Here is a 19,380-nt window from a genome sequence, read left to right on the forward strand (position 1 = left end):
GAAGAGAGAAAGTGTGAGCACCGCGTCCCCTATTGGCTTCTTCGAGCGCTACCTGAGTCTGTGGGTCGCGGCCTGCATCGCTACCGGCATCGCCTTGGGCAACCTGGCGCCGGGCCTGTTCCAGACACTGGCGGCGTTCGAGTACGGCTCGGTCAACTTCATCGTCGCGATCCTGATCTGGTTCATGGTCTATCCCATGATGGTCTCGGTGGACTTCTCCAGCCTGAGGCGCATCCACGAACGCCCGAAGGGCTTGATCATCACGCTGGTGGTGAACTGGCTGGTCAAGCCGTTCACGATGGCTGGACTGGGCGTACTGTTCTTCCACTACTTCTTCGTCGACCTGATCGATCCCGCGAACGCCGGCCAGTACATCGCAGGGCTGATCCTGCTCGGCGCTGCACCGTGCACCGCCATGGTGTTCGTCTGGTCGCAACTGACCCGGGGGGACGCCGCCTACACGCTGGCGCAGGTGGCGCTCAACGACGTGATCATGATCTTCGCGTTCGCACCGATCGTGGCCCTGTTGTTGGGGGTGACCGACATCCAGGTGCCCTGGGCCACGCTGATCCTGTCCGTTGGGTTGTATGTGTTGATTCCGTTGATCGCAGGCGTCATCACCCGAAGGCATCTCAGCCGCAATGCCGCGGATCCGGCGCAGGCCGATGCCGCGGTCTCGCGCTTCACTGGCCGCATCAAGCCGTTGTCGATCCTTGGGCTGCTGGGAACGGTTGTCCTGCTGTTCGGGTTCCAGGGGCGGGGCATCCTCGACCAGCCGTTGCTGATCGCACTGATCGCGGTGCCGCTGCTGATCCAGTCCTACGGCATGTTCGCCCTGGCCTACGGGGCGGCGAAGCTCTGGAAAGTACCCTTCAACGTGGCGGCGCCCTGCGCCCTGATCGGCACCTCCAACTTCTTCGAGCTGGCGGTCGCGGTGGCCATCGGCCTGTTCGGCCTCAACTCGGGCGCGGCGCTGGTCACCGTCGTCGGCGTCCTGGTCGAGGTGCCGGTGATGCTGTCGCTCGTGGCCTTTGCCAATCGCACGGCGCGCTGGTTCCCGGCCGCGCCGGCCACCGTGGCCTCGTGCGCCGTCAGCCGCCGGTAAGCCGCCGGACCGAACGGTACTCCCGAAGCCACCGCTGGCGCAGCGTACGGCTCAGCCAGAGGGTCACCCCCAGGGACGCGACGGCCATGACCAGCAGGGCCAGCCCCGCCTCGCGCCACGCCGCGCCGGCCAGCAGCCAGACGCCAACATTTACCACCAGCGCATACGCCAGCAGCACCCACGCCGTGGTCCGCGCCAGCCACAGGTCGCGCAGGCCGGTGCGCAGCTGCGCAAGCCGGACCCGTGCATAGGTGCTGGCGCTGCCGGTGGCGTCGGCCGCATGCCGCCGCGGCGAGCGCAGGACGAAGATCCACGCCATCGGCAGGAACGCCAGGAAGAACGGCATCAACAGCCAGTGCGCGGGATCGACCCGGCCACTGAGCAGCGCCTGGCCGAACACCAGCACGGCGATGACCGTTAGCGCCACTTCCAGCGTGCGCAGCAGGCGCAGCCGCAACTGGCGCCGGCGCACGCGGCGGGTCAGGTCCTGCTGGACCGGGGCTTGCGCCTGGCCCTGCCAGGCATCTTTCAACAGATCATCGAAATTCATTGGATGCCCTCTTCTTTTGACAGGGACTTCAGGCGATCTCGGGCGCGATGCAGGCGCACGCCGACGTTCTCAGGACTGATGCCCAGCATGTCGGCGATCTCCTGGTAGTCGAAGCCTTCCAGCTGCAGCATCAGTACCTGCCGCAACTTGAGTGGCAGCGTGGCCAGCGCCTCGAACAGCCATTGGGTACGCGCGCACGCATCGGCCGTGGCCGGGTCCGCGACATCGTGCAGCGCATCGTCGAACGGAACAGGTGTCGCCATCCGTGTCTCCGCGCGCACGTGGCTGGCACCCAGGTTGTGCGCGATGCGCAACACGAACGGCAACAGCCTGTCCGCCTCGCGCAGCCGAGGGAGGCTCTCCCAGATGGCGAGCAACACCTCCTGCAGCAACTCCTCGCGGACGGCGGGGTTGAGTTCATAGCCGCACACCGCGCGCCACAGCTGCGGATGGAAAGCTTTTACCTGTGGCCAGAGTGGGTGCATGCAGTGGTGTGTGGAGTGGATCGATCGGCGACCAAAGGGATGGCCAGCAAACCCTCAGTCGCAGCGGGCGGCGCATTTCTTACATCGAAACAATTTTTCTTTTTTGCGTAAGAAATTCCCTGCTGGCCGCCACTCATTGGGCGATCCCACTGGAAAGGACACACCTGATGCAACGTTCTACTCTCGCAAGCCTGCTGCTTCCCGCGGCGTTGTGCGCACCGCCCCCCGCACTGGCCAATGCGCCATCCGGCGGCGCACCGTTGGCGCTCGACAATGTGCACATCGTCGAAGCCGAAGACAACCGCGTCAGCGCGCTCCGCTGTGTACGCGTGGAAGGCGCCGCCATCGCCACCATCACCGCAGCCGGGGATCCCGCCTGCCTGCGCGGTGCCCGCCCCAACGATCTGGAGGGCCGCTATCTGATGCCCGGCCTGATCGACATGCACGCGCACCTCACGCTGGGGCCGATGGAGATCAAGCAGGAGCACGGCGAGGTTGTGATGCAGGCCCTGCCCGATGACGACATCGCCGAGCACAACGCCAGGCGGCTGGTCGCGTTCGGCGTCACCACCGTGCGCAATCCGGCCGGGGACCTGCAGGCGGCCGCCCGCTACAAGCAGCGGCTGGCCAACGGCGAGATGGTCGGTCCGGAAAGCTTCGACGCCGGGCCGGTCATCAACAACGCCGGGCTGCCCGGGCTGGCCACCGCAGTGCACAGCGCCGAGGAAATGGAGCAGGTGGTAAGCGCACAGGTCGAGTCTGGCGCCGACTGGATCAAGCTCTACACCGGCCTGTCCCCCGAACTACTGAAAGCCGGTATCGACGCTGCGCACCGGCACGGCCGCCCCGCCATCGCGCATCTCGAGAGCATCGCCTGGACGGACGCACTGGAGATGGGGCTGGATGGCATCGTCCACCTGATGCCGGTGAGCCCGGACCTGCTGACACCGGAGCAGCGCGCGGCATGGCAGGCCACCGCCCGTGGCGGTACGTACTCGTTCTTCGAGTGGTGGGAGCACTTCGACCCGGAAGGCCCGCAGGCGGACGGGCTGGTCGCGGCGTACCGGAGGCACCGCCCGGTGTTCGACGCCACCCTCGTCGCCTTCCATGCCGCCTTCGTCCAGGACCAGGACAACGTCCACAAGGACGACGCCCGCCGGTACGCCCATCCCAAGCTGCTGGCCCACTGGAACGAATGGTTCACCTTCGCCATCGGCTGGCAGCCCGAAGACTTCCAGCGTGCCCGCGACGTCTGGCCGAAGGTGCAGCGCATGGCCGCGCGGCTGTATGCCACCGATGCACGCATGACCCTGGGCACCGACATGAGCAACCCGTGGATCGCCCCGGGCATCAGCCTGCACCGCGAGATGCAACTGCTGGCAGAGGCCGGTGTTCCCAACGAGCGGCTGCTCCTGGCCGGAACGCGCAATGCCGCCGACGCACTCGGCGCCGGCGATCGGCTCGGGCGGATCGCGCCCGCGTACGAGGCTGACCTGCTGGTGCTCGACGCCAATCCGCTGGACGACATCCAGCACACCCGCGACATCCATGCCGTCGTGCTCGACGGCGAGTTCCTCACCACCGCCACGCTCGATCAACTCAAGGGAGAATGACCATGAAACACGAAGCACAAGCCCGAAGCCTTCCTGCCGCAGACCTTCGCACGCGCGAAGAGAGCGGCCCGGAGAACGCCGCGATGGCGGAGTCGCAACCGGCCGTGCGGCGCAAGTGGATGTGGATCAAGCTGGCCGGCGCCGCGTGTGTGTTGTCATGGGTGGCGCTGGCTGTCGGCATCGGGATGGAGGTCGATACCTCGACGATGCTGGTGCTGGCGACCCTCGCCGCGGTCACCACCGAGGGAACCATCTGGGTGGCCGCCCTGCTGCTTGGCGTCAGCGCCTATCAAGCGCGTCGGCGCCTATGGGAGCAAATCCGCCAGCGAATGCGTTGAACCACGACGGAGCGGTCGCTGCCAGGCGACGACCGCTCCCGGCCAAGACCGACCATCAAGTCGCCTGCTTGTTCTGCCGCAGCGGGCGGGATCGGAACCGAGGTCGCCGGACACTGAATGCCCGGGCGACCTCGGCGAAGATCGTGGACATCAGCCTGGGTCGCCAGGTGCAGGGCCAAGGCGCCCACTGCTGGTACAGCGCCCCGAAAACCGTGACCCCGTCATGCGTCATTCGCTGGCAACACGAACCACCAGTTTGCCGAAATTGCTGCCATTGAACATGCCGATGAAGGCACGTGGCGCCTGATCGAGACCGTCGGCGATGTCTTCGCGGAACTTGATCTTGCCGGCCTGTACCCATTGACCCATCTGCTCAATGAATTCACCGTAGCGATCGCCGTAATCATCAAAGATGATAAATCCCTGCACACGCATGCGCTTGGACAAAATGTTGCCCATGAGCAAGCCGAGGCGATCCGGTCCGGCGGGAAGCTCGGTGGCGTTGTAGTTGGCAATGAGGCCACATACCGGCACACGCGCCGAGGTATTGAGCAACGGCAATACCGCATCGAACACCGCGCCGCCGACATTCTCGAAATACACGTCGATGCCATCGGGGCACGCAGCAGCCAACTCGGCGTCAAAGTCTGCGCCCCGATGGTCGATGCAGGCATCAAAGCCCAGTTCCTCGACCACGTAGCGACATTTTTCCGCCCCCCCGGCGATTCCTACGCTGCGACAACCCTTGAGTTTGGCAATCTGGCCGACCACCGAGCCCACCGCGCCGCTGGCCGCAGCCACGACCACGGTTTCACCGGCTTCTGGTTTCCCGATGTCGAGAAGGCCCATGTAGGCGGTGAAGCCGGGCATGCCCAACACGCCAAGCGCGAGCGACGGCGCCTGCATGTTCCGGTCCAGCTTGCTCAGGCCGGTGCCATCAGACAGGGCATGGTCTCGCCAGCCGCTGAAGCCGAGCACCAGGTCGCCTTCCTTGAAGTCCGGATGCCTGGAAACCAGCACCCGCGACACGGTGCCACCGACCATCACGTCACCGATAGCCATGGGTTCGGCGTACGACTTGGCCTCGCTCATTCGACCACGCATGTACGGGTCAAGTGAGAGATACAGGGTACGCAGCAGCAGCTCTCCGTCGGCTGGCTCGGGCAGTGGTGTTTCGCGCAGTCGGAAGTTATCGGGCGTGGGTGCGCCTACAGGGCGGGAGTTCAGCACGATCGCCCGTTGCATGGTTGCGTTTGAAGACATGGGGTTGCCTCTTAATAAGTCGAGGACTAGCGTAGTCCCGGGCATGTGAGCTCAAGCAGAGGGCGATTTCCAGGATACGCCGGCTGGTGGTGGTATCAACCACGGAATGCCCCCCAATCCTCAAGCGCTTCGCCATGCATACGAACGGACCGCGCGACGCCGAAGTCCACTGGGAAAACGTCTACCGGACGAAGGCCAGTGACTCTGTCAGTTGGCACCGCGAGCACCTGGAGACGTCGCTCGCGCTTCTTGAGCAGGCTGGCCTCTCCTCCGACAGTCGCATCATCGACGTGGGTGGCGGCGCATCGACGCTGGTGGACGACCTCCTGGCGAGAGGCGTGAACCAGGTCACCGTGCTGGATCTGTCTTTGGCCGCGCTGGACATCGCCCGCGCGCGGCTCGGGCCCCGGGCACGCACGGTCCAGTGGATGGCCGGGGACGTGACGAGCCTGGCACTACCTGATGGCGAATACAGCCACTGGCACGACCGCGCCGTGCTGCACTTCCTTACCCGGCAGGAGCAGGTAGCGGCGTACGTCCGCCAAGCCACTCACGCGCTGGTGGTCGGCGGACACGCCATCATCGGCGGGTTCGCTCCCGACGGCCCGGTCCGCTGCAGTGGATTGGACGTCGCCCGCCGCTCCGCGCAGGACGTCGCGCGGTTGTTGGGCCGAGGCTTCAAGTTGCTGGACTGCCGACGGGAGCTCCACCGCACGCCGGACGGCAACGAGCAGGCTTTCGAGTACGCGTTGCTGCAGCGGACCGGGTAATCCTTCGACGGGCCAAGCGCTCCGCTTTTTCGCGCATTCCGCCCCGCGCCAATCGCCTCAGGCGCGATTGACGAGGCGATGCAACAGGATGCCAGCCAGCATGGCCGGCACGAACCACAGTGCTTCGGTCGAGCCGATGCCCAGACCGGCGAGCGCGGGGCCCGGGCAGTAGCCGGCGATGCCCCAGCCGATCCCGAACAGGGCGGCGCCACCGAGCAGCCTGGCATCGACGTGCTTCAGGTTCGACAGCTGGAAGGTGTCGGCGAGCACCGGGCTGCCACGGCGCAGCACGAAACGGAACAGAAGCGTTGTAGTGGCCACGGCACCGCCGAGGACGAAGGCCAGGGTCGGGTCGAACTCGCCGAACACATCCAGGAAGCCCAGCACGCGGCGGGGATCGGTCATGCCGGACATCGCAAGACCCAGTCCGAACAGCGCGCCCGACAGCAGGGCGGCAAACGAGAACTTTTTCATCATCAGCTCCAGACGTGCCGCACGACGAACGTGGTCGCCACTGCGGTCGCCATGAATGTCAGGACCGCCGCAAGCGAACGCATCGACAGCCGTCCGAGCCCGCAGACGCCATGGCCGCTGGTGCAGCCATTGCCCATGCGCGTACCGAACCCCACCAGTAGCCCGGCGGCCACCAGGCCCGCGCGCGAGTAGTCCGTCCGCGGCAGCGGTGCACCCGGCACCAACGCCATGTACAGCCCGCCGGCCGCGATCAGGCCCAGCATGAACATGGCCCGCCAGGACACATCGCCGGCCTTCGGGAACAGAACGCCGTTGAGGATGCCGCTGACACCGGCGATCCGGCCGTTCAACCACAGCAACAGGGTCGCAGACAGGCCGATCAGTACGCCGCCCGCGAGGGCGATCATCCACGTGGTCACGCGTCACCTCCCAGCTGGTTCATGGGCAGCCGCAGGTAGCGGATGCCGTTCGCGTCCGGCGGCGGCAGCTCGCCCGCGCGGATATTCACCTGCAATGCCGGCAGGATGAGCTTGGGCACCGCAAGCCCGGCATCCCGTTCCGTCCTCATTTTCACGAATGCTTCCTCCTCCGCCTCGCCTCCGACATGCACATTGCGCTGCTTCTGTTCGTCGAGCGAACTCTGCGCGCGCGCCTCGCGGTCGTCCGGTGGGTAGTCGTGGCACAGGAACAGCCGGGTGTCGGCCGGCAGGTCGAACAGCGTGCGGATCGACCTGTACAGCTTGCGCGCATCACCGCCGGGAAAGTCCACCCGGGCGGTGCCCGTATCCGGGGCGAACACGGTGTCGCCCACGAAAGCCGCATCGCCCACCAGGTAGGTCAGGCTGTCGTCGGTATGGCCGGGCGTCGCGATCGCCCGCGCTTCGAGCCCGCCGATGGTGAACGTGTCGCCGTCGGCGAACAGCCGGTCGAACTGGCGGCCATCGGTCGGGAACTCCGGCTCCAGGCCGAACAGGGTCTTGAAGCGCTCCTGCACCTGGGTGATGCCACGACCGATCGCCACCTTCGCACCGGTCTCCCGCTTGAGGTGTGCGGCCGCGGTGAGGTGGTCGGCATGCGCGTGTGTTTCGAGGATCCAGTCCACCGTCAGCGCATGTTCGCGCACGAACGCAAGCACGCGATCCGCCGATGCGGTCGATGTGCGCGCCGAGGCGGAATCGTAGTCGAGCACGGGATCGACAACCGCAGCCCGGCCGCCATCGCGGTCGTAGACCACGTAGGTGAAGGTGAACGTCGCTGGATCGTAGAAGCTCTGGACCTGAGGGTTCATGGGCGGCTCCTTGCTTTTCACTTTAGTAATGACTAAATTAGCTACACGGAAATTACTTGTCAACCACCCTCCACGCTGCGGCTGCCATGACGACACCCAGGACACCCGGATCCCAGCACCTGTTCCACCTTGAGCGCTGGCTGCCAGCCGCCACCTGGCTGCTCGGTTATGGGCGCGCGACGCTTGGCCAGGATCTGTTCGCGGCGCTGGTGGTCACGCTGATGCTGATCCCCCAGAGCCTCGCCTACGCGATGCTCGCCGGGCTGCCCCCTCAGGTCGGGCTGTACGCAAGCATCGCGCCCCTCATCGCGTACGCCGCATTCGGCACCAGCCGCACGCTCTCGGTCGGGCCAGTCGCCGTGGTGTCGCTGATGACCGCCGCAGCGGTGGGCGACATCGCGGCCACGGGCACGGCCGGCTATGTCGAGGCGGCGCTGGTGCTCGCGCTGCTGTCGGGTCTGGTGTTGCTGGGCATGGCGGTGCTGCGGCTCGGGTTCCTGGCGACGTTCCTCAGCCACCCGGTGATCTCCGGCTTCATCACTGGCTCGGCCGTGCTGATCGCGGCGAGCCAGCTCAAGCACATCCTCGGCATCCGGCTGGAAGGCGACACCCTGGTCGAGCTGGTGCCCGCGCTGGTCGGGGCACTGCCCGCCGCAAACGTTCCAACCGTGCTGATCGGCCTGTTCGCGACCGCCTTCCTGTTCTGGGTCCGCAAGGGCCTCAAGCCGCTGCTGCTGCGCATTGGCATGCCCGTGCGCGCGGCGGACTTCGCAACCAAGGCCGGCCCCGTGGTCGCCATCATCGCCACCACGCTGGCAGTGGCGGCGTGGGACCTGGCCCAGGGTGGCGTCCGCGTGGTGGGTGCGGTGCCTGCGGGCCTGCCGCCGCTGTCCTTCCCCCGCTTTGATGCGGGCCTGTGGACGCAACTGCTGCCCGCGGCCGTGCTGATCAGCCTGGTCGGGTTCGTGGAGTCGATCTCCGTCTCCCAGACGCTGGCGGCCAAGCGGCGCGAGCGCATCGATGCGAACCAGGAGCTGGTCGGCCTGGGCTCGGCCAACGTCGCGGCCGCGCTCACCGGCGGCTATCCGGTCACCGGGGGCTTCGCGCGCTCCGTCGTCAACTTCGACGCCGGTGCCCGTACCCAGCTGGCCGGTGTCTTCACTGCCGCCGGCATCGCACTGGTCGCGTTGTTGTTCACGCCGCTGTTCCGCAACCTGCCCCAGGCCGCACTGGCTGCAACGATCATCGTCGCGGTGCTGTCACTGGTCGACCTGGGCACGGTCCGCCACACCTGGCGCTACTCCCGCAGCGACTTCTCGGCCATGGCCGTCACGATCCTGGTCGTGCTCGCGGTGGGCGTGGAAGCAGGCATCGTCGCAGGCGTGCTGCTGTCCATCGCCCTGTACCTGTGGCGCACCAGCCGGCCGCACATCGCGGTTGTCGGGCAGGTCCCCGGCACGGAACACTTCCGCAACATCGAGCGCCACACCGTACTGACCAGCGCCCACGTGTTGTCCGTACGTGTCGATGAAAGCCTGTACTTCGCCAATGCGCGTTACCTGGAGGACCGGCTGTACGACGAGATCGCCCGGCGACCGGAGATCCGTGACGTGGTGTTGATGTGTCCGGCGGTCAATTACATCGACGCCAGCGCACTGGCCAGTCTCGAAGTGATCAACGAACGGCTCCTACAGGCCGGCGTGCGGTTCCACCTGACAGAAGTCAAAGGCCCGGTCTTCGACCGGCTGCAGCGCTCGCACTTCCTCGACCACCTCAGCGGCCGCGTCTTCCTGAGCCAGCACCAGGCCATGGCTGCGCTGGACTGCGAGACGACCCGGCGCGCAGATGATGACGTGCCGGCCGCACAGCCCCCGCCTACGGGTGCCGGCGCCACGAAAGAGGGTAAAGCTGCCACGGACCAGTGACCCCGCGGTCCCACTGCACTCCCAAGGCCGAATCCGCGTCGGTTTGCCGATCCTGGCGTGGAGCAAGTAGGCTACGACGGCCATGCACGCCCTCCGTCGCCACCGCCGCCGCCTGCGCACTGCCCTGCTCGTGCTGATGGTACTGGCCATGGTCGTCAGCCCGACCCTCGCGGCCGTAGGCGAACTTCACGGCCTCGAGCATGCCGCGATGGGTGCCAGTGACGACGGGCATGGGCACGGTCACCCGACACCCGATGGCCACCACCATCACGACCATTCCGATGACGTGGCCGATCCTGATCCCGACCATGCCACGGGTGGGCACGGCCTGATGCACCAGGCGGCTAGCCTCACGGTAACCATGCCCGACGAGCCGATGGCGATGTCCGGCGTGGAGCTCTGTGAGCCCTTGCTGCCGGAGCTCCACCGGCTTTGCCTCCCCGACGACGCCCCAAACCTCCCGTTCCGTCCACCGATCGCCTGACCGCTGTCCCCGGTCGCACCGCGACCGCGCCCGCGCACCTGCCTGATTGATCCGGACGGAGGGTCACCCGTGTTGTCTCCACATCGTTGCAAGGCGCGACGCCTGTTGGCGTTGTCGCTTGCGTGCTGGGCGTTGTCCGGCCACGCCCAGCAGCGCATCACCGCCGATGAGGCGGTGGCGCTCGCTTTGTCACAACCCCATGTCCGACAGGAGCTGGATGCCGGCGTAGGACACGCCCGCAGCGAAGTCTTGGCCGCGCGCACCTGGTCCAATCCCGAGCTGGAGCTGTTGGAGGAGCGCGACCGCAGTGCGCCGGGTGGCGACGGACGCGAAACCAGCGTGGTGCTTTCGCAGGAGATCGAGTTGGGGGGCCGCCGCGGACTGCGCATCGACGCGGCCGAACTCGGCATCCGCGCGGCGGAGGTGACCGCCCGCTACGAACGTGCGCGCCTGCGCGGCGAGGTCCTTCGCGCCTACTCCCGGGCCGTCGCTGCCGAAACGCTCAGGGATTCCTGGCAGCGGAGTGCCACCGGCCTGGCAACGCTTGCGGACATCGCCGGACATCGCCACCAGGCCGGGGACCTGTCCGGCTACGAAAGCCGCCGCATCGCCCAGGCCAGCGCCCAGGCCGAGGCCGATGCCGCCCTGGCAGATACAGAAGCCCGCGCCGCCCGCGCCCATCTTGTCGGCTGGATCGGCAAGGCGGCACTGACCGCCGAGCTGGACACCACGCCACCGCTGCCCGCCCTCCCCACTGTTTCCGCCGAAACCGGATCAGCAGAACTCGAGGTGCTTCAGGCACGGCGCGAACACGCCGCAGCGCAGGCACGCGCCGAACGCCGGCTGGCCCTGCCGCTCAACATTGGCGTGGGGACCAAGCGGGTGGAGGAAGCCGGCATCAGCGACAACGTCATGATCGTCGAGCTGGGTGTGCCGCTGCCCCTGTTCGACCGCAACCAGGCGGCACGCGCCCGCGCCGCCGCCGATTCCCAGTTGGCCGAAGCCCGATACCAGCGCGCCTTGCTTCAGACCGAGGGCCGCCGCGCTGCCGCCCTCGCCGAGGCCGCTCAACTTTCGGAATCGGCGCGGACGCTGTTGCGATTCGCGGTACCCGAAGCCGCGCGGCTTACCACGATCGCCCGCAACAGCTTCGCCGAAGGCGAGCTCGATCTGGTCGGCCTGCTCGACGCCCACCAGGCCGAAACTGATGTCATCCAGCAGGCGTTGGACCAGCAGTCGCGTGCACTCGAAGCGCTACTCGAGCTCCAGCTGTTGAGCCCCCTCGACCCCGACGTTCCCAACCCCACCCACCTGAAGGAGTGACCATGAAGATCAGCATCACCGCCACCGCCACCGCCACCGCCATCGCCGTCGCCCTGCTGTTGGCTGCATGCAACAGCGACACCACGCCGACCGACGCCACGCCGCAGGCCGATGCCGCAGCCACCGCCGAAGCCGCGGCACAGACCGAAGCCGTGTATGGCGACGAAGCCCCGGTGGCCATCGAGGCCGATGCGGCGGCAGAGGATCACCACGCGCACAACGCCGACGGCAGCCACCCCACCGGCGAGGACCACGCCGAAGAGGAAGGTGACCATCCGCACGGCGACGACGCCGACCACAGCCATTGATCCATCCGTCCCGCCCGGAACCCGGGCGGGACGCTCCCCCGATTGACTACGGAACCGCCATGCGCCGCCTCCCGATTTCGCTCGCCTCCCTCCGCACCCGCATGCTGCCCGCTGCGCTGATCGCACTGGCGCTGGCCGGCTGCGACCGCACGAGCGGGAGTGCGTCACCGGATCTGCAGGCGCAGGTCCATACCCATTTCACCCCCCGGACGGAGCTGTTCGTCGAGTTCGATCCGCTGGTCACCGGCGCCAAATCGACCTTCGCGGCGCACTTCACCCGGCTCGCGGATTACAAGCCGGTCGAAGCCGGCACCGTCGATGTGATCCTCTCCGGCGGGAACGCGCCCACCGAGCGTTTTCGTGTCAGCGCGCCGCGCGCTCCCGGCATCTTCGCGCCGACCGTCCTGCCCCGCGCCACCGGGCGCCGCAACCTCAGCCTTGTCATCACGGCACCCGGACTGGAGGCGCGCCACGAGCTCGGGGAAGTCACGGTCTACGACGATGCGACGGCCGCGTTGGAAGCCGGCCCTGCAGCCGGGACGACCGAAGGCGAGATCGGTTTCCTGAAGGAGCAGCAGTGGACCACCGACTTCTCCATCGAAGCGGTGCAGCCGAGAGAACTGCGCGAATCGGTGCGTGCCCCGGCCACCATCCGCCCATCCGCCGACGGCGCCGCCGAGGTGGTCGCCACCGCCGCCGGCACCGTGCGCGCGACCGGCGGCTTCCCTGCACTGGGCGACCGCGTCGCACGCGGGCAGACCCTGGCGATGCTGGTCCCCCGACTGGGCAGCGATACCGACGTCGCCTCTCTGCAAGCGGACCTGGCCACCGCCCGCAGCCAGGCGGCCCTGGCGGAGGCCGAGTCGGCGCGCATGGAGCGCCTGTATGCACAGCAGGCGGTATCCCAGCGTCGCCTGGAGGAGGCCCGCGCTGCACGGAAAGTCGCACAGGCACAGTTGCAGGCTGCCGGGGACCGGGTGTCACAGTTGGGCGGCAGCAGTGGTGGCATTGCAGTCAAGGCACCGATGGCTGGAATGATCGCGCTCGCGCCCGTATCAAACGGGTCCGCGGTGGAGGATGGCGACCTGCTGTTCCATATCGTCAACCGCGACGAGCTCTGGCTCGAGGCACACGTCTCCGAAGCCGACGCGGCGCGGCTGGAGTCGCCCACGGGCGCTTCATTCGAGCTACCCGGGCTCGACGCCCCGGTGGAGATCCGCACCGCGGACAACGGCCGGCTGGTCGGGGTCGGCGGGATGATCGATCCGGAGAGCCGCAGCGTCCCCGTGATCTTCGCGATGGACGACCCCGGCCCGCACATCGCGCTCAACCAGGACGTTGAAGCGCGGGTATTTACCGGTGGGATGCGCAGCGGCTTGAGCGTGCCGGTGGGAGCGGTCATCGACGACGGCGGCCAGCGGGTGGTGTACGTGATGCGTGGCGGTGAATCTTTCTCGCGCGTGCCGGTGCGACTGGGTCTGCGCGACGGCGACCGCTACGAGGTACTCGAGGGGCTGGAGGCCGGCCAGCGCGTCGTCAGCCGCGGCGCGATGCAGGTCCGGCTGGCGGCGGCGACGCCGGAAGCCATGGGCCACGGCCACGCACACTGAGGGCGCCGGAATGATCGAGAAACTGATCGGCTGGTCGCTGCGCAACCGCCTGTTCGTGCTGTTCGGTGGGCTGTTGCTGCTGGCCTGGGGGGCGATCGAAGCCCAGCGCATGCCGGTGGACGTCTTTCCGGACCTCACCGCCCCGTCGGTGACCGTGGTGGCCGAGGCGCATGGGATGGCGCCCGAAGAGGTGGAGACCCTGATCGCCTTCCCGCTCGAAACCGCGCTCAACGGCGCTCCCGGCGTGCGCCGCGTGCGATCCAACAGCAGCATCGGCATCGGCGTGGTGACGGTGGAGTTCGACTGGGGAACGGACGTCTACCAGGCACGCCAGATCGTCGCCGAGCGCATCGCCACCGTCCGCGGGCAGCTGCCGCCGGACCTTCCCGAGCCCACGCTCGCGCCGATCACCTCGATCATGGGCGAGATCATGTTCATCGCCCTGCACTCCGATCGGCACACGCCGATGGAGCTCAAGACCACGGCGGACTGGGTGCTGCGCCGGCGTCTGCTGGCAGTGCCCGGCATCGCCGAGGTGATCCCCAATGGCGGCGATACCCGGCAGTTCCAGGTAGTGGCCGACCCGGTGCGCATGGCCGCCTTCGACGTCACGCTGGAACAGGTGATGGATGCGGTCGGCGAGAGCAACGAAAACACCTCGGCCGGCTTCTACGTGGAGAACGCGCAGGAGTTCCTGATCCACGGGCGCGGCCGCGTCCGCGAGCCCGCGGACATCGGCGAGGTGTTCATCACCCGGCGCGGCGATCGTCCCGTGCTGGTCCGCGACGTGGCCGAGGTGCGCGTCGGAGCGGCGCCCACGCGCGGGACCGCCGCGTTCAATGGCGAGCGCGCGGTGGTGCTGGGCATCCAGAAGCAGCCCGGTGCCAACACGCTGGCGCTGACCGGCGAGCTTGACCGCGTGCTGGCCGATATCCAGTCCACGCTGCCCGCGGGCATGACCATCAGCGCCAACCTGTTCCGCCAAGCGGACTTCATCGAAGTCGGCATCGGCAACCTGGGCCGCGCCATCGTCGAAGGCATGCTGCTGGTGGTCGCGATCGTATTCGCGTTCCTCCTGAGCGGCCGCGCCACCGGCATCACCCTGCTGGCGATCCCGCTGTCGCTGGTGGTGGCGGTCCTGGCGATGAAGGCGGCCGGTATCGGCATCAACACCATGACGCTGGGCGGCATGGCGATCGCGCTGGGCGCACTGGTGGACGACGCGATCATCGTCGTGGAGAACACCGTGCGCCGGCTGCGCGAGAACGTGCTGCTGCCGGAGTCCCAACGTCGCGGCGTGCTGGACCTGGTGTTCGCGGCCACCCGCGAGATCCAGGGTTCGGTGGTGTTCGCCACCATCATCATCGTGCTGGTGTTCCTGCCCATCTTCTTCCTCAGCGGCGTGGAAGGCCGGCTGATGCAGCCGCTGGGCTTCGCCTACGTGGTGTCGCTGCTGGCCTCGCTTGCGGTCGCGGTCACGGTCACGCCGGTGCTGTGCAGCCTGCTGCTGCCACGCTCGAAGATCGTGCGCGAAGCGCGCGAGTCCGGATTGTCGCGCTGGTTCAAGGCGCGCTACCGGCCGCTGTTCGACGCCACCGTGTCGCGCTGGCGCATCATCGGCATCGCTTCGGTGGTCGGCACGGCGCTGACGCTGTTCGCGCTGTTCAGCGCCGGCCGGGCCTTCCTGCCCGACTTCAACGAAGGCAGCCTGACGGTCAACGTGACGACCCTGCCGGGCACCTCGCTCGAGCAGTCCGACGCGTTGGCCAGCCGGGTCGAAGGGATCCTGCTCGACCAGCCCGAGGTCGTGGCCACCGGCCGCCGCACCGGACGCGCCGAGCTCGACCCGCACGCGCAGGAGATCTACGCCTCCGAGATCGAGGTCACCCTGGCAATGGGCGAGCGCAGCAAGGAGGCCCTGCTGGCGCACCTCCGCAGCGAGTTCTCCGGCATCTCCGGCGCGCAGGTAGTAATCGGCCAACCGATATCGCACCGCATCGACCACATGCTGTCGGGCACCCGCGCCAACATCGCGATCAAGCTGTTCGGCAAGGACCTCTACGAACTGCGCCGCCTGGGCCAGCAGATCGAGGACCAGGTCAAGGCGGTGCCGGGCGCGGTTGACGTCAACCTGGAGCAGCAGTCGGAACTGCCTTTCGTGACCATCGACTTCGATCGCGGCGCCCTGGCCCGGTACGGCATGAGCGTGCGTGAGGCCAGCCACGTGATCGAAACCGCGTTCTTCGGCAGCACGGTATCGCGCGTGCTTGAAGGTGACGCCAGCATCGATGTCGTCGTGCGGCTACCGGACTCGGCGCGCGACAGCGTTGAGACCATCCGCGCCCTGCAGGTCGCCACGCCGGACGGAGCACGCGTGCCCTTGTCGGCGCTGGCCCGCGTGGAGCGCAGCCGCGGGCCCAACCAGATCGGCCGCGAGAACGTGCAGCGGCGCATCGTGGTGATGGCCAACGTCGCCGGCCGCGACCTCGGCGGGGTGGTCGACGACGCGCGCGAACGCATCGAGCGCAACATCGACCTGCCTACCGGCTACCACGTCGAGTATGGCGGCCAGTTCGAGAGCGCCGAGGCCGCCTCGCGCACGCTGCTGCTGATCGGCAGTGGCGTGGTGGTCGGCATCTTCCTGCTGCTGTACCTCGCGTTTTCCAGCACCCGCGACGCGCTGCTGGTCATGCTCAACCTGCCGCTCGCGCTGCTGGGCGGCGTGGCCGGCGTGTGGCTGTCGGGCGGCATCCTGACGGTGGCGTCGATCATCGGCTTCATCACCTTGTTTGGCATCGCCACGCGCAACGGCGTGATGCTGATAGCGCACATCCATCACCTGGCGCGCGAAGAAGGCATCGCCGATGCCCTGGAGCGGGTGCGGCGCGGGTCCGAGGAGCGCCTGGTACCCATCGCCATGACCGCGCTCGCCACCGCCCTGGCGCTGGTGCCGTTGGCATTGTCGGCGGGCGAGCCGGGCAGCGAGATCCAGGCACCGATGGCCATCGTGATCCTGGCCGGCCTGCTGAGCTCGACGGTACTGAATATGCTGGTGCTGCCGGCGCTGTACCTGCGTTACGGCCAGTACGGCCGCCGTGTCTCCGGCCCCGTATCCATGGAGAGCTGAACATGGGAGACGCTTGCTGCGGAAGCACCGTGGATATCCGCGCCCTGGAGGCACGGCAGCGCCGCGTGCTGATGATCGTGCTGGCCATCAACCTGGCCACGTTCGCGATGATGTTCCTGCGCTCGTTGTGGCGGGTGCTGCGCGATGCATGGGCCGAATTGCGTATGGAAAGTGCAGCGTGATCCCGGTGCTCAAAGTCGCCGCGCTGTTTGTCATCACCGCGCTCGCGGAGATCGTCGGCTGCTGGCTGGTCCTGCTCTGGCGAAAGGAAAGCGGCTCCGCGTGGCTCCTGATTCCAGCGGCGGTCAGCCTGGCCGCGTTCGCCTGGTTGCTGACCTTGCATCCGGTCGCCTCGGGCAGGATCTACGCCGCTTACGGCGGCATCTACGTCGCAACCGCGTTGGCCTGGCTGGTGCTCGTCGATGACGGCCGCCTCGACCGCATCGACGTGCTCGGTGGCGGCTTGATCTTCCTCGGGGCCATGGTGATGGTCGGCGGGCACTGGCGTACCTGACCCGCAGCAGAAACGACCATCGGTTGAAGCGAGGTTGCTACGCGGCCGCTGCAAACACCAGCGACTGGTGCACCTGCGCCCCGGCCCATGCGCCATCGCCGACGGCAAGCGATATCGAATGCGGCACGCGGGCGGCATCGCCGCATGCGAACACGCCGGGGATGCTGGTTTCCTTGGCCTCGCTGGTGCGGATCTGGGTGCCCATCGGGGTGTCCATCAGCTCGCAGCCGAGCTGTTCGGCGATGTCGGAGGCAGGCGCGTTGCGCGGTGCGGTGAAGAGGCCGGCGAACTCCAGGCCGCGCCCATCCGCCAGCACGACCTCCGCCTTGCCCTCAATGCGGCCAATCGTCGTCCTTTCGATGACGACGCCCCGCTCTGCCAGTGCCGTTTCCGCCGGCTCATCGAGTTCGAGCACGCCATTGGTCAACAGCGTCACCAGCCCCCACTCGGCCAACAGGCTCGCCTGGTGCGCCGACATCGGGTGGGCGGCGATGACGCCGACGTCGCCGCGGTCGAGCTCGTACCCGTGGCAGTAGGGGCAGTGGAAGATGCTCCTTCCCCATCGTTCCGCCAGGCCTTCCACCTCGGGCAGCGCATCGGAGACGCCGAGCGCCAGCAATAGGCGCCGCCCGCGGTGCTCGTCGCCGTCTCCCGTCGTGACGGTGAAGCCGTCCCTCGCGCCGGACGCGGCAACGGCGGTGCCCTCGATCCAGGTCAGCGTGGGGTAACGCTCGAGCTGGGACCGTGCGACGCGCGCGATCTCTGCGGGATCGCTCCCGTCCTGGCCCAGGAACCCGTGTGATTCGACCGCCATGCGGTTGCGCCGCTGCCCCGCATCGATGACCAGCACGGTGCGCCGCGCCCGGAGCAACTGCAGTGCAGCCGCCATGCCGGCGTAGCTCCCGCCAATGACGATGACGTGATAGGTCATGCCACCGCACTCCTCTTGTGGGCCTTGTGGCGGCGCGCGAACTCCTTCGCCAACTGCGCCAGGGACACCGAGGCGAACCGCTCCATCAGCAGCGCCTCGGCCTCGTCGAAAGCATCGTTCAAGGCCGCGTTAACCACCTGCTCGACCAGGCAGGCGGGGTTCTCGCTTCGGTGCCCGACGGCGAACAGCGCCGGCTCGCCGAGCGCCTCGTGCAGGTCCCGGAGCGTCACGGTGGCCAGGTCGGCCTTGATGGTCCAGCCCCCTGCATGGCCACGGCCGGCGGCGACCAGCCCGGCATCGCGCAGGAGCCCCATGGTGCGCCTGACCACCACCGGGTTGGTGCCCAGGCACTGGCCCAGGGCGGCGGACGTCATCGGCCCGGGGTGCTCGGCCATGTGCAGCAACGCATGCAGGACGGCGGAAAGACGGCTGTCTCGTTTCATGTAACTAACCATGTTACATATGGCGACCCTCGTCAAGCCCCGAGATCGTCGTGTTCTCGTTCAACGATCCAAGCGCCGCCACCCACTACATCGAGGGTGTGATCAAGAAGGTGCCGGGCCTCGCGGCGCTCCATCGGATGTCCGCGCTACTGCTCGCGGAGGTGGTTCCCGAGGACGGCCACGTGCTCGTGCTCGGTGCGGGCGGCGGCCTGGAGCTCAGCGCGCTTGCCGAAGCGCGCCCCGGATTTTGAGGGGATCGAGCTGTTCTATGCCCCGTTTTCGTTTCGGTTGGGAAACGTATCGGCCGTAGCTCACCTGAGGCCGCTTCCGGCCAAGACCGGACCTTCGCTTGGGGCACTCCACCTCGGAAGAACTTGACCGACCCGCGAAGCGGGTTCGGCTTAAGTGAATTGTCGGACATTCCCCCGGGCGGCTCACGTGCCATCCTGATTGCCGGCTACCATTGCAGATGATGACGGACCTCACCACGACGCTTCGAGCGCGCCTAGGGCTAGCTGTGTAAACCCAGGACGTTGTTCAGTGGAAGCTGGATGCGGCTGATCGGGGGTTGGTAGCCAAGGCTGGCGTGCGGCCGGTGCCAGTTGTAGTGGTGCAGCCAGCGAGGAAGAGCGTGCCGACGCTGCTCCGAGCTGTCGTAGGAGCGGGCATAGGCCCATTCGCGCAAAGCGGTCTGGACCAGGCGTTCGGCCTTGCCGTTGGTGCGTGGCGTGTAGGGCCGGGTGCGCAGATGGCGCAGGCCCAAGCGGCGCAGGAGCCGGCAGAAGCGCCGGGACTTGTAGCAGGCACCGTTGTCGGTCATCACCCGGGT

The 19,380-nt window shown here is 67.6% G+C and carries 21 protein-coding genes and 1 pseudogene; 13 read left to right on the plus strand and 9 right to left on the minus strand.

Annotation, left to right across the window (positions count from 1 at the left end; genetic code table 11):
• Window positions 1-13 precede the first annotated feature (13 nt).
• Window positions 14-1,105: an ACR3 family arsenite efflux transporter gene (gene arsB / locus B5D37_RS04095; protein ID WP_078757381.1), complete on the plus strand. Its 1,092-nt coding sequence runs from the start codon at window positions 14-16 to the stop codon at window positions 1,103-1,105.
• Here arsB and B5D37_RS04100 read toward each other — a convergent pair.
• On the minus strand, window positions 1,092-1,655 hold the full coding sequence (locus B5D37_RS04100; protein WP_078757382.1) for a hypothetical protein: 564 nt from the start codon (window positions 1,653-1,655) through the stop codon (window positions 1,092-1,094). The genes arsB and B5D37_RS04100 overlap by 14 nt on opposite strands.
• The gene (locus tag B5D37_RS04105) at window positions 1,652-2,140 is read right to left on the minus strand and encodes an RNA polymerase sigma factor (protein WP_078757383.1); all 489 of its coding nucleotides are present in this window, start codon (window positions 2,138-2,140) and stop codon (window positions 1,652-1,654) included. Before B5D37_RS04105 ends, B5D37_RS04100 begins: the two co-directional genes overlap by 4 nt.
• A 167-nt stretch (window positions 2,141-2,307) precedes the next feature.
• Here B5D37_RS04105 and B5D37_RS04110 point away from each other — a divergent pair, with 167 nt between their 5' ends.
• Window positions 2,308-3,753, plus strand: a complete 1,446-nt coding sequence (locus B5D37_RS04110) for an amidohydrolase family protein (protein WP_143814114.1) — start codon at window positions 2,308-2,310, stop codon at window positions 3,751-3,753.
• Window positions 3,754-3,755: 2 nt separating this feature from the next.
• Window positions 3,756-4,091 (plus strand): hypothetical protein, encoded by a 336-nt coding sequence (locus B5D37_RS04115; protein WP_078757385.1) that lies wholly within the window; start codon window positions 3,756-3,758, stop codon window positions 4,089-4,091.
• A gap of 228 nt (window positions 4,092-4,319) precedes the next feature.
• Here the strand turns inward: B5D37_RS04115 and B5D37_RS04120 are convergent, their stop codons facing one another.
• A complete protein-coding gene (locus tag B5D37_RS04120; RefSeq protein ID WP_078757386.1) occupies window positions 4,320-5,354 on the minus strand; it encodes an NADP-dependent oxidoreductase in 1,035 nt (344 codons plus the stop codon).
• A gap of 134 nt (window positions 5,355-5,488) precedes the next feature.
• Between B5D37_RS04120 and B5D37_RS04125 the strand changes: the two genes are divergently transcribed.
• A complete protein-coding gene (locus tag B5D37_RS04125; RefSeq protein WP_078757387.1) occupies window positions 5,489-6,124 on the plus strand; it encodes a class I SAM-dependent methyltransferase in 636 nt (211 codons plus the stop codon).
• Between the two features lie 57 nt (window positions 6,125-6,181).
• Here the strand turns inward: B5D37_RS04125 and B5D37_RS04130 are convergent, their stop codons facing one another.
• The 3 genes from B5D37_RS04130 to B5D37_RS04140 are packed head-to-tail and all read right to left on the minus strand — an operon-like array spanning window position 6,182 to window position 7,886.
• The gene (locus B5D37_RS04130) at window positions 6,182-6,598 is read right to left on the minus strand and encodes a DUF6691 family protein (RefSeq protein ID WP_078757388.1); all 417 of its coding nucleotides are present in this window, start codon (window positions 6,596-6,598) and stop codon (window positions 6,182-6,184) included.
• 2 nt (window positions 6,599-6,600) lie between these two features.
• Window positions 6,601-7,005, minus strand: coding sequence for a YeeE/YedE family protein (locus B5D37_RS04135; protein ID WP_078757389.1), 405 nt, complete (start codon window positions 7,003-7,005; stop codon window positions 6,601-6,603).
• A gap of 8 nt (window positions 7,006-7,013) precedes the next feature.
• Complete coding sequence (locus B5D37_RS04140; protein ID WP_078757390.1) at window positions 7,014-7,886, minus strand: MBL fold metallo-hydrolase; 873 nt, start codon at window positions 7,884-7,886, stop codon at window positions 7,014-7,016.
• 86 nt (window positions 7,887-7,972) lie between these two features.
• Between B5D37_RS04140 and B5D37_RS04145 the strand changes: the two genes are divergently transcribed.
• From B5D37_RS04145 to B5D37_RS04180, 8 genes are all read left to right on the plus strand, one after another.
• Window positions 7,973-9,811: a SulP family inorganic anion transporter gene (locus B5D37_RS04145; RefSeq protein ID WP_078757391.1), complete on the plus strand. Its 1,839-nt coding sequence runs from the start codon at window positions 7,973-7,975 to the stop codon at window positions 9,809-9,811.
• 82 nt (window positions 9,812-9,893) lie between these two features.
• Complete coding sequence (locus B5D37_RS04150) at window positions 9,894-10,295, plus strand: hypothetical protein (protein ID WP_078757392.1); 402 nt, start codon at window positions 9,894-9,896, stop codon at window positions 10,293-10,295.
• A gap of 69 nt (window positions 10,296-10,364) precedes the next feature.
• Complete coding sequence (locus B5D37_RS04155; RefSeq protein WP_159447334.1) at window positions 10,365-11,618, plus strand: TolC family protein; 1,254 nt, start codon at window positions 10,365-10,367, stop codon at window positions 11,616-11,618.
• Window positions 11,619-11,620: 2 nt separating this feature from the next.
• Window positions 11,621-11,926, plus strand: coding sequence for a hypothetical protein (locus B5D37_RS04160; RefSeq protein ID WP_078757394.1), 306 nt, complete (start codon window positions 11,621-11,623; stop codon window positions 11,924-11,926).
• Between the two features lie 59 nt (window positions 11,927-11,985).
• Window positions 11,986-13,536, plus strand: coding sequence for an efflux RND transporter periplasmic adaptor subunit (locus tag B5D37_RS04165; protein WP_078757395.1), 1,551 nt, complete (start codon window positions 11,986-11,988; stop codon window positions 13,534-13,536).
• Window positions 13,537-13,546: 10 nt separating this feature from the next.
• The gene (locus tag B5D37_RS04170) at window positions 13,547-16,663 is read left to right on the plus strand and encodes an efflux RND transporter permease subunit (protein ID WP_078757396.1); all 3,117 of its coding nucleotides are present in this window, start codon (window positions 13,547-13,549) and stop codon (window positions 16,661-16,663) included.
• A gap of 29 nt (window positions 16,664-16,692) precedes the next feature.
• Window positions 16,693-16,845, plus strand: a complete 153-nt coding sequence (locus B5D37_RS14900) for a hypothetical protein (protein ID WP_200809181.1) — start codon at window positions 16,693-16,695, stop codon at window positions 16,843-16,845.
• The gene (locus tag B5D37_RS04180; RefSeq protein ID WP_234987689.1) at window positions 16,842-17,177 is read left to right on the plus strand and encodes a YnfA family protein; all 336 of its coding nucleotides are present in this window, start codon (window positions 16,842-16,844) and stop codon (window positions 17,175-17,177) included. Before B5D37_RS14900 ends, B5D37_RS04180 begins: the two co-directional genes overlap by 4 nt.
• Before the next feature lie 37 nt (window positions 17,178-17,214).
• On the opposite strand, the gene B5D37_RS04185 is transcribed toward B5D37_RS04180, so the two are convergent.
• The gene (locus B5D37_RS04185) at window positions 17,215-18,108 is read right to left on the minus strand and encodes an NAD(P)/FAD-dependent oxidoreductase (RefSeq protein WP_078757397.1); all 894 of its coding nucleotides are present in this window, start codon (window positions 18,106-18,108) and stop codon (window positions 17,215-17,217) included.
• A complete protein-coding gene (locus B5D37_RS04190; protein ID WP_078757398.1) occupies window positions 18,105-18,551 on the minus strand; it encodes an Rrf2 family transcriptional regulator in 447 nt (148 codons plus the stop codon). Before B5D37_RS04190 ends, B5D37_RS04185 begins: the two co-directional genes overlap by 4 nt.
• 50 nt (window positions 18,552-18,601) lie before the next feature.
• On the opposite strand from B5D37_RS04190, the pseudogene B5D37_RS04195 reads away from it, so the two are divergent.
• Window positions 18,602-18,799: pseudogene (locus tag B5D37_RS04195) on the plus strand (methyltransferase); the annotation flags it as partial.
• Window positions 18,800-19,062: 263 nt separating this feature from the next.
• Here B5D37_RS04195 and B5D37_RS04200 read toward each other — a convergent pair.
• On the minus strand, window positions 19,063-19,380 hold a 318-nt coding region (locus B5D37_RS04200; protein WP_143814116.1), incomplete at its 5' end, for an integrase core domain-containing protein.

The organism is Lysobacter spongiicola DSM 21749 (assembly GCF_900167055.1).
GTDB lineage: Bacteria > Pseudomonadota > Gammaproteobacteria > Xanthomonadales > Xanthomonadaceae > Novilysobacter > Novilysobacter spongiicola.

What these genes read in the sequence shown, in the direction of transcription:
- B5D37_RS04135 (WP_078757389.1), bottom strand. Translation starts at nt 7,005, where the DNA reads ATGATCGCCCTCGCGGGCGGCGTACTGATCGGCCTGTCTGCGACCCTG.
- B5D37_RS04170 (WP_078757396.1), top strand. Translation starts at nt 13,547, where the DNA reads ATGATCGAGAAACTGATCGGCTGGTCGCTGCGCAACCGCCTGTTCGTG.
- B5D37_RS04185 (WP_078757397.1), bottom strand. Translation starts at nt 18,108, where the DNA reads ATGACCTATCACGTCATCGTCATTGGCGGGAGCTACGCCGGCATGGCG.
- B5D37_RS04110 (WP_143814114.1), top strand. Translation starts at nt 2,308, where the DNA reads ATGCAACGTTCTACTCTCGCAAGCCTGCTGCTTCCCGCGGCGTTGTGC.
- B5D37_RS04140 (WP_078757390.1), bottom strand. Translation starts at nt 7,886, where the DNA reads ATGAACCCTCAGGTCCAGAGCTTCTACGATCCAGCGACGTTCACCTTC.
- B5D37_RS04130 (WP_078757388.1), bottom strand. Translation starts at nt 6,598, where the DNA reads ATGAAAAAGTTCTCGTTTGCCGCCCTGCTGTCGGGCGCGCTGTTCGGA.
- B5D37_RS04165 (WP_078757395.1), top strand. Translation starts at nt 11,986, where the DNA reads ATGCGCCGCCTCCCGATTTCGCTCGCCTCCCTCCGCACCCGCATGCTG.
- B5D37_RS04125 (WP_078757387.1), top strand. Translation starts at nt 5,489, where the DNA reads ATGCATACGAACGGACCGCGCGACGCCGAAGTCCACTGGGAAAACGTC.
- B5D37_RS04160 (WP_078757394.1), top strand. Translation starts at nt 11,621, where the DNA reads ATGAAGATCAGCATCACCGCCACCGCCACCGCCACCGCCATCGCCGTC.
- B5D37_RS04100 (WP_078757382.1), bottom strand. Translation starts at nt 1,655, where the DNA reads ATGAATTTCGATGATCTGTTGAAAGATGCCTGGCAGGGCCAGGCGCAA.
- B5D37_RS04145 (WP_078757391.1), top strand. Translation starts at nt 7,973, where the DNA reads ATGACGACACCCAGGACACCCGGATCCCAGCACCTGTTCCACCTTGAG.
- B5D37_RS04190 (WP_078757398.1), bottom strand. Translation starts at nt 18,551, where the DNA reads ATGAAACGAGACAGCCGTCTTTCCGCCGTCCTGCATGCGTTGCTGCAC.
- B5D37_RS04150 (WP_078757392.1), top strand. Translation starts at nt 9,894, where the DNA reads ATGCACGCCCTCCGTCGCCACCGCCGCCGCCTGCGCACTGCCCTGCTC.
- B5D37_RS04120 (WP_078757386.1), bottom strand. Translation starts at nt 5,354, where the DNA reads ATGTCTTCAAACGCAACCATGCAACGGGCGATCGTGCTGAACTCCCGC.
- B5D37_RS04115 (WP_078757385.1), top strand. Translation starts at nt 3,756, where the DNA reads ATGAAACACGAAGCACAAGCCCGAAGCCTTCCTGCCGCAGACCTTCGC.
- B5D37_RS04105 (WP_078757383.1), bottom strand. Translation starts at nt 2,140, where the DNA reads ATGCACCCACTCTGGCCACAGGTAAAAGCTTTCCATCCGCAGCTGTGG.